This is a genomic window from Bacillota bacterium, assembly GCA_030019365.1.
In the GTDB taxonomy this organism is placed as follows: Bacteria; Bacillota; Sulfobacillia; order JACIYH01; family JACIYH01; genus JACIYH01.
Window position 1 is genome coordinate 121,347 of the sequence record JASEFA010000007.1, and the last position, 8,148, is coordinate 129,494.

Consider the following 8,148-nt stretch of genomic DNA (forward strand, 5'->3'; position numbering starts at 1 on the left):
GTGAGCGATGCCCGAGAGCGGCGCACAGCACGGGCCGCCGGGGGACGACCTCCGCGCGGAACTGGGCCTGCTCAGAGCGAAACTAGAAGCGGCGCGGGTGGAAGTGGAACAGGTGCGGGGCGAACTGGAAGCGGTCCGGACAGAGCTGGAGGCGAGGCGCGCGGAAGCGGAACGTAACTGGGACCAGTTCCTGCGCGCGCGGGCCGATCTGGACAACTACCGGCGCCGCATGGAGCGGGAGGTGGAGCGCCTGGTGGATCGGGGTCGCCAGGAACTGCTCCTCCGGTTCCTCGAGGTGGCCGATAATTTCCAGCGTGCCCTCATGCCCCAGGTCATGGCTGCGGCCGACCCCGACGGCCTTCGCCGGGGACTGGAACTCATCTCCCGGCAACTGGATAACCTCCTGGGGCAGGAGGGCGTGCAGCCCATCGAGGCGGTGGGGGCGCCTTTCGACCCCCGCCTGCACGAGGCCGTGGCGGCGTGGGAATGCGATGACGTGGACCGGGAAACCGTCACCGACGAGATCCAGAAGGGGTACCTTTACCGCGGTGAGGTGCTGCGGCCGGCCCGCGTGCGCGTCGCCCGTCCGCCGGAGCCCGGCGACGGTGCCTGAGCCGGCGCCCCCGCTGCCGCGGCCGGTTGCGCGGCGTCTCGCGCGTGGCCGCGGCGGGTTGGGGCGGACCGGCGCCTGCCCGGCGGTGGCGTCCCGGCACAGCGGACGGGTGACCGGTGCAGAGTGATGGGGCGGTGAGCCCTGGTGGAGTTCAAGGACTACTACAAGATACTGGGCGTCTCCCATGACGCCAGCGACGAGGAAATAAAGAAGGCATACCGGCGGCTGGCCCGCAAGTACCACCCCGACGTCAACCCCGGAGACAGGGCGGCCGAGGAGAAGTTCAAGGAGATCAACGAGGCCTACGCCGTGCTGTCCGACCGGGAACGGCGGCACCGCTACGACCAGTTAGGGGCGGACTGGCCCCGCTGGTCCCAGTGGGAGCGTGCCCAGCGCCAGCCGGGCGGGTTCGGCCCCACCTTCACGGGGACGGCGGGCGGCGACTTCTCCGAGTTCTTCCGCATCTTCTTCTCCGACCTGGGGCTGGACCTGGAAGACCTGCTGGCCCGGGCCGCGGGTGGCGCGAGGGGAGGGAAGGGCGCCGCCGGTGGACGTTCCGGAGCCGGTCGGAGTGGTTCAGGTCCCGGTACCCGCACTTTCTGGTGGACCTGGTCCCCCGGCGCCGGCGACACGGTCAGCCCCAACGGCGGGGGTGCCCCCGGGGAGGTGGGTGCCCGCCGGGAAGCGGGCACCGTGGAGGTGACCCTGGAAGAAGTGGCGGAGGGCACCCGGCGCCAGGTCGAGCTGCTGCTGCCGGGCGGTTTGCGACGCCTGGAAGTGAGGGTGCCCCCCGGAGTGCGCGACGGACAGCTGCTCCGGCTGCCGGGCGGCGCTGACGGCCAGGACGTCTACCTGCGGGTGCACGTCCGGCCCCACCCAGTGTTCGACCGCCACGGGGCTGACCTGGTGCGGGAGCTGCCGGTTTCTCTCGCTGAGGCCCTCCTGGGGGCGGACGTGGAAGCCTCCACCCTCGACAAAGGTCGCGTGAAGGTGAGGGTGCCGCCCGAGACCCAGAACGGGGCTGTGCTTCGCCTGCGTGGGTTGGGGCTCCCCCGGCGGGAGGGCGGCCGGGGCGACCTGCACCTGCGGGTCAGGGTGGTGCTGCCCACCCGCCTGGGTAAGCGGGAGAAGGAGCTCATCCAGGAACTGGCCCGCCTCCGCCCCGAAACCCCACCCCGCTGATGGGGGGCGGTCCGGCGCGCGGGGCGCGCGACCCCGCGCCGTCCACGGGATGCCGCCCGGCGCGCGACGCCGCGCCGTCAATGTGATGCCTGCCACCGCCGCGCTGGCGGGACCCGGCCGGGCGGGCTCGGAGAGGAGAAACTTGTGGTGCAACCGGAGCGATTCACGGTGGAATCCCAGGAGGCCCTGGCTTCCGCTCAGGCCCTGGCCCGGTCGGGCCAGCGCAGCCAGGTGGAGCCGGAGGACCTCCTTTTGGCATTGTTGCGCCAGGAGGAAGGGCTGGTCCCCACTCTGGTGGCCCGCTGCGGGGCCGACCCGGCCGCCCTGGCGACCGAGATGGAGAGGGAGCTGGAACGTTCCCCCCGGGCCTACGGTGCCGCGGCCGGTGCCTATGTATCCCCGCGGCTTACCCAGGCGCTGGACCGGGCTGAGGCCGCGGCGAGGCGTTTGCAGGACGAGTACGTTTCTACCGAGCACCTGCTACTCGGCTTGCTGGACGGCAGCGGAGCCGCCGGTCGTGCCCTGCGGGCGGCCGGGCTGAAGGAAGAGATGGTGATGAGGGCCCTGGCCGGGGTGCGCGGTACCCAGCGGGTGACCGACCCCGAGCCCGAGGGCAAGTACCGGGTGCTGGAGCGGTACTGCCGGGACCTCACCGGCCTGGTCCGGCGGGGGAAGCTGGACCCCGTCATCGGCCGGGACGAGGAGATCCGGCGGGTGATCCAGGTCCTGTCCCGGCGGACGAAGAACAATCCCGTGCTCATCGGGGAGCCCGGCGTGGGCAAGACGGCGATTGCCGAGGGGCTGGCCCAGCGGGTGGCCAACGGGGACGTCCCCGAGAGCCTGAAGGACAGGCGGGTGTTGGCCCTGGACCTGGGCGCCCTGGTGGCGGGCACCAAGTACCGGGGCGAGTTCGAGGACCGCATGAAGGCTCTCCTGAAGGAGATCGAGGCGGCCGAAGGCCGCATCATCCTCTTCATCGACGAACTGCACACCCTGGTGGGGGCTGGCGCTGCCGAGGGGGCGGTGGATGCTTCCAACCTGCTCAAGCCGGCGCTCGCCCGGGGTGAACTGCGCTGCGTGGGCGCCACCACCCTGGACGAGTACCGCAAGCACATCGAGAAGGATGCCGCCCTCGAGCGCCGTTTCCAGCCCATCTACGTGGGCGAACCCTCGGTGGAGGACACCATCGGCATCCTGCGCGGGCTGAAGGAAAAGTACGAGGTCCACCACGGGGTGCGCATCCGCGACTCCGCCCTGGTGGCGGCGGCCACCATGTCCGCCCGCTACATCTCCGACCGCTTCCTGCCCGACAAGGCCATCGACCTGGTGGACGAGGCGGCCGCCCGTCTGCGCACCGAGATGGACAGCCTGCCCGCCGCCATCGATTCCCCCGAGCGACGCGCCCGCCAGCTGGAGATCGAGGCCCAGGCCCTTTCCCGGGAAGAGGAGCCGGCCGCGGGGGAAAGGCTGCACCAGGTGCAGAGCGAGCTGGAGTCGCTACGGGCCCGCATGGCCGAGGCCCGCACCCGCTGGGAGCGGGAGAAACAGCTCATCGGCCGGGTGCGGGAACTGAAGGAGAAGATCGAGCAGACCCGCACCGAGGAGGAGCAGGCCGAGCGCCGGGGCGACCTGGGCCGGGCGGCCGAGTTGCGCTACGGCGTGCGCCTCTCCCTGCAGAAGGAGCTGGAGCAGGCCAACCGGGAACTGGAGGCCATCCCGGTCGGCCAGCGCCTGCTCAAGGAAGAGGTGGACGAGGAGGATATCGCCCAGGTGGTGGCCAGGTGGACGGGCATCCCCGTCGCCCGCCTGCTGGAGGGCGAAATGCAGAAGCTCGTGCGCATGGAGGAGCGCCTGCGGCAGCGGGTGGTGGGTCAGGACGAGGCGGTGGGCGCCGTCTCCGACGTAATCCGCCGGGCCCGGGCGGGACTGGCCGACCCCAACCGTCCCCTGGGCTCGTTTCTCTTCCTGGGGCCCACCGGGGTGGGCAAGACCGAACTGGCCCGCGCCCTGGCCGAGTTCCTCTTCGACGACGAGCGGGCCCTCACCCGCATCGACATGTCCGAGTACCAGGAGCGCCACACCGTCTCCCGGTTGATCGGGGCCCCACCAGGGTACGTGGGCTATGAAGAGGGTGGCCAGCTCACGGAGGCGGTGCGCCGCCGCCCGTACTCCATCGTGCTGTTCGACGAGGCGGAGAAGGCGCACCCCGAGGTGTTCAACCTGCTCTTGCAGCTCCTGGACGATGGCCGCCTCACCGACGGCCACGGCCGCACGGTGGACTTCCGGAATGTGGTGGTCATCATGACCTCCAACCTGGGCTCCACCTGGATCCAGGAGCTGGGGGGCCGCGATGACGCCGAGATGCGCCGGCGGGTGATGGAGGCGGTGCGGGGCCACTTCCGGCCCGAGTTCCTCAACCGGCTGGACGAGATCGTCATCTTCAACAGCCTGGGGCCCGCCCAGATCCGGCGCATCGTGGACCTGCAACTCGACCGCCTGGCTGCCCGCCTCAAGGAGCAGGACCTGCACCTGGAGGTGAGCGAGGGTGCTCGCGACCTCCTGGCGGAAGAGGGCTTCGACCCCGTCTTCGGCGCCCGCCCCCTGCGCCGCACCATCGAGCGCGAGGTGGCCAACCGGGTGGCCAGCGCCATCCTGCAGGGCCGGTTCCGCCCCGGCGACACCGTCCTGGTCGACCGGCAGGGATACGATCTGGTGCTGACGAAGAAGCAGTAGCAAATCCGCGCGGCGGGTTGAAGGGGGGCGGGGCGGATGTTCGTGCGGGACCGCATGAGCCGTAATCCCCAGGTGGTGCGGGCGGAGGAAACCCTCCGGCGGGCACGGGAGTTGATGGGGGAGCGGGGTTTTGAAGCCCTGCCCGTGACGGAGAACGGTCATCTGGCTGGTATCGTCACCCATTGGGACATCCTGCGGGCTTTGGGCCGGGCGACCGACCCCGGCTATCTGGACGGCGCCCGCGTGGCGGACGTGATGACCCGCGAGGTACGGGCGGTGCGGCCCGACGACGTCATCGAAGAGGCGGCCTGGTACATGTCCCGCCACGACTACACCGCTCTGCCCGTGGTGGAAGAGGACGGTACTCTGGTGGGGATCATCACCGCCCACGACCTCTTCCACGCCCTGGTGGACATGCTGGCCATCACCGCTCCCGGCACCCGCGTCACCCTGGTGGTGCCGGACCGGGTGGGCATACTGGCCCGTATCGCCGAAGTGGTGCGCGACGCGGGCGTGTCCATCGCATCAGTAGCCATTTTCCCCCGGGACGCCCCCGGCTGGGCGGAGGTGGTCCTGCGCCTCAAGACCACCGAGGCCAAGGATTGCGTGGACAGACTGGTGGCCGCCGGCTTCAACGTCACCCACGTCTCCCTGGTCTGGGCCGAGTCCTAGTGAGCTGGCCGACGTCACGGCTCCATTGCACTGGCGGGGGAAGTATCCCTTGAGCCACCGGGTTTATGTTGCCCGTTTGGTCCGGGTGGGCAGGCTAGCCCCTGGTCGCATCGTGGCCGGGTTCATTTGATTTGACGGAGCGGGCGTGGCACCGTATAATGAATGTGGATCGCGAGGTCGGGGCGTGGCCCAGCTTGGTAGGGCGCGTGGTTCGGGACCACGAGGTCGCCGGTTCAAGTCCGGCCGCTCCGACCATCTTTCTTGCCTTAAGACTCCCATTCCACATTCCTGGCTCTACGGTGGTGCTGGCCCGTCCTTTTTGCACCATGGTTCTGGCCGATCTCGGCCGGTGACCGTCGACATCGCGTGCACGGAGGGTGCGACCATCGTCCGGAAGCTCGCTGCCGTCTGCGACGTGCTGGTGGAGAACTTCCGCCCGGGTACCGTGGAGAGGTTGGGCCTCGGCTATGGTGACCTGCGCCCCCCTAATCCACGACTGGTGTACGCTGACTACGTGCAGGCCGTCCGGGGCGAGCAGGCGTTCCTCTCCGAGCTGCGAGACGAGCTCAAAGCTCGACGGTTCCGGCCGGTTCCCGTGCGCGAGGTGATGATCCCCAAAGCCGATGGTAAACGCCGCCGGCTGGGCATCGCCACGGTGCGGGACCGGGTGGTCCAAGCCACCCTCAAAATCGTGCTTGAGCCCATTCTGGAGGCGGACTTTCAGCCATGTTCCTATGGCTTCCGCCCCGGACGCCGGGCACAGGACGCCATCGCGGAGATTCACTACTTCACCAGCCGCTCCTATGAGTGGATCGTGGAGGGTGACATCAAAGCGTGTTTCGATGAAATCGCGCACGCCGCCTTGTTACAACGGCTGCGGGCTCGCATCGCAGACAAGCGCGTCGTGGGGCTGGTGAAGGCGTTCCTGAAGTCCGGCATCCTGGGTGAGGATCGCGTGCTTCGGGAGGCAAGCACAGGTGCACCGCAAGGCGGAATCCTCTCACCATTGCTCTCCAATGTCGCCCTGTCCGTCCTCGACGAGCACTTCGTCGCGGCCTGGCACACGCTGGGGGACTCCCACCAGCGTGAGCAACGCCGCCGCAAAGGCCTGGCCAACTATCGCCTCGTCCGCTATGCGGATGACTGGGTGCTTATGGTGGCGGGGACTCGTGCGGATGCTGAGCGACTGCGGGAGGAGGCGGCAGTGGTGCTTCTCCCGATGGGGCTGCGCCTTTCTCAGGAGAAGACGAGGATCGCCCACATCGACCAGGGCTTCGATTTCCTGGGTGTGCGTATCCAGCGCCACCAGCAACGAGGCTCACCCAAGCGCTTCGTGTACACCTACCCGTCCCGCGCCGCCCTGGCGGCGGTCAAGGCGAAGGTGCGAGGTGCTACCCACGGATCAACGAACCAATCGCTCGCCGTCCTGCTGCACCGCCTCAACCCGGTGCTGCGTGGATGGACGACCTACCACCGTCATGGGGCAGCGGCCAAGACCTTCGCCCACCGCTCCGCCTTTACATGGCGGCGGGTGTGGGGTTGGTTGTGCCGCAAGCATCCCAAAACGGGTATGGGGGAACTGCGACGGCGCTATCTCCGGAAGTGGTGGCCGGAGCAGGACGGGGTCCGCCTGTTCAACGCAGCGGCGGTCGCGATCACTCGCTACCGTTATCGAGGAACGGCGATCCCGTCACCGTGGGCGACGAACGACCAGGCAGTGACGTAGCCGACTGGCATGAACACGGGGAGAGCCGGATGCGTGGAGACGCGCACGTCCGGTTCGGAGGGCGGAGCGAGGAAACGGGCGGGCCGAGAGGTCCGCACCGCGTCTCGCTCCGACCCTACTACAACATCCTGGAGGGCGCCTGCGAGGTGGTGCTCGCCAACGCCCGGGACATAAAGAATGTTCCGGGCCGCAAGACGGACGCCGAGTGGCTTGCGGACTTACTCCGGCACGGACTCATCCGGGGCAGCTTTATCCCACCCAAGCCCATCCGGGATCTCCGGGAAGTGGTGCGCTACCGCAAGGCCCTGATCAGAGAAAGGGCCTCCGAGATCAGCCGGTTGCAGAAGGTGCTTGAGGGGATGAACATCAAACTGGCGTCGGTGGCCTCCAATGTGCTGGGCGTGTCCGGGAGGGCCATGCTGGAGGCCATCGCGGCAGGCTGCGCTGACGCCGAGGCGTTGGCGGAGATGCCGCGAGGCAGGCTCCGCAACAAGATTCCCGAACTGGAGAAGGCGCTGGAGGGCCGCGTTGACTCCCACCACCGCTTTCTGCTCGCGCAGCAACTGCGCCACATCGATTACCTGGACGAACTGATTGAGGCGTGCACCGTGAGGATCGAGGAGATGATGCGCCCTTTCGAGGAGAAGGTCGCCCTGCTCTGCGAGATCACGGGGGTAGAAAAGAGAACTGTCCAGGCCATTATCGCTGAGATCGGGGTGGATGCCCAGGTTCCCCACCGACAAGCACATCGCCTCCTGGGCAGGTGTCTGCCCGGGGAACAACGAGAGCGCGGGCAAGAGGAAATCGGGCAGGATCAGAAAGGGGAGCCCCTGGCTGAAAGAGGTCCTGGTCGAAGCCGCTCACGCTGCCAGTCGAGCCAAGGGCACCTACTTCTACGCGCTTTTCCACCGCCTTGCTGCCCGCCGAGGTAAGAAGAGAGCACTCGTTGCCGTGGCCAATGCCATCCTGATCATCATCTACCACATGCTGAAGGACGGTTCCCGCTACCGTGAACTCGGGCAGGCCTACTTCGACCGTCTCAACCGCGACGCGGTATCTCGACGCCTGGTCAGGCGCCTCCAGTCGCTCGGCTACCCGGTTCAGTTGAAGGACCTGGAAGCAGCTGCCTGAACTCCCTCGCTACGCCGATTTTCTGGAGAGGATGATCCGTAAGCGTCAAATAGCGCCCACCTCCGAGAACGCCCGAGGTGAACATCACCAG

General features: G+C 68.4%; 7 protein-coding genes and 1 tRNA gene. All 8 read left to right on the forward strand.

All coding sequences use genetic code 11. The features are described from left to right. Positions 1 to 7 precede the first annotated feature (7 nt). Complete coding sequence (grpE, locus tag QME70_10695) at positions 8 to 613, forward strand: nucleotide exchange factor GrpE (GenBank protein MDI6895044.1); 606 nt, start codon at positions 8 to 10, stop codon at positions 611 to 613. 144 nt (positions 614 to 757) lie between these two features. Continuing rightward, complete coding sequence (locus QME70_10700; protein ID MDI6895045.1) at positions 758 to 1,795, forward strand: J domain-containing protein; 1,038 nt, start codon at positions 758 to 760, stop codon at positions 1,793 to 1,795. Positions 1,796 to 1,939: 144 nt separating this feature from the next. Further along, entirely contained in the window at positions 1,940 to 4,528 is a 2,589-nt protein-coding gene (clpB, locus tag QME70_10705) for an ATP-dependent chaperone ClpB (protein ID MDI6895046.1), read from the forward strand. Positions 4,529 to 4,564: 36 nt separating this feature from the next. Then, complete coding sequence (locus tag QME70_10710; protein ID MDI6895047.1) at positions 4,565 to 5,200, forward strand: CBS and ACT domain-containing protein; 636 nt, start codon at positions 4,565 to 4,567, stop codon at positions 5,198 to 5,200. 178 nt (positions 5,201 to 5,378) lie between these two features. Next, a tRNA-Pro gene (locus QME70_10715) sits at positions 5,379 to 5,455 on the forward strand. Positions 5,456 to 5,549: 94 nt separating this feature from the next. Further along, positions 5,550 to 6,926 carry a group II intron reverse transcriptase/maturase gene (gene ltrA, locus QME70_10720; GenBank protein ID MDI6895048.1) on the forward strand — a complete coding sequence of 459 codons (1,377 nt, stop codon included), beginning with the start codon at positions 5,550 to 5,552 and terminating at the stop codon, positions 6,924 to 6,926. Positions 6,927 to 6,955: 29 nt separating this feature from the next. Beyond that, positions 6,956 to 7,858, forward strand: a complete 903-nt coding sequence (locus tag QME70_10725; protein MDI6895049.1) for a transposase — start codon at positions 6,956 to 6,958, stop codon at positions 7,856 to 7,858. A 19-nt stretch (positions 7,859 to 7,877) separates the two neighbouring features. After that, entirely contained in the window at positions 7,878 to 8,057 is a 180-nt protein-coding gene (locus QME70_10730; GenBank protein MDI6895050.1) for a hypothetical protein, read from the forward strand. The last annotated feature ends 91 nt before the right edge of the window (positions 8,058 to 8,148 follow it).